We start from the raw sequence: 581 nt of genomic DNA on the forward strand, positions 1-581 counted from the left end.
CGGTCATGTCGCCAACCGGCCGGTCTACGTGGCCGTGGCGGTCACCGCCGACGGCTATCGGGAGATCCTCGGCCTGTGGGCGGGCGACGGCGGCGAGGGCGCCAAGTACTGGCAGACCGTCCTGACCGAGATCAAGAACCGTGGTGTGCGCGATGTGCTGATGCTGGTCTGCGACGGGCTCGGCGCCCTGCCCGACGCGGTGAACGCCGTCTGGCCCCGCACGGTGGTGCAGACCTGCGTCGTCCACCTCATCCGTGCCAGCCTGCGCTATGCCTCCCGCCGCGACTGGGCCGAGGTCGCCCGCGACCTCAAGCCCGTCTACACCGCCGTCAACGAGGACGAAGCACGGCAACGGCTCACCGACTTCGACGAGAAGTGGGGCAAGCGCTACCCCTCGATCGCCGGGACCTGGGAACGGGCCTGGAGCGAGTTCGTGCCCTTCCTCGGCCTGCCCGACGCGATCCGGCAGGTCGTCTACACGACCAACGCGATCGAGTCCCTCAATGCCCGCTACCGGCGCGCAGCCCAGGCGTGCGGACACTTCCCCAACGAACAGGCCGCCCTCAAACGCCTCTACCTGG

1 protein-coding gene is annotated in these 581 nt (G+C 69.5%); it reads left to right on the top strand.

The features are described from left to right. A partial coding sequence (locus ABD207_RS31995; protein ID WP_344016823.1) for an IS256 family transposase occupies positions 1–581 on the top strand: 581 nt, incomplete at both ends.

Origin of the sequence: Streptomyces thermospinosisporus (assembly GCF_039526425.1) — a bacterium.
GTDB lineage: Bacteria > Actinomycetota > Actinomycetes > Streptomycetales > Streptomycetaceae > Streptomyces > Streptomyces thermocarboxydovorans.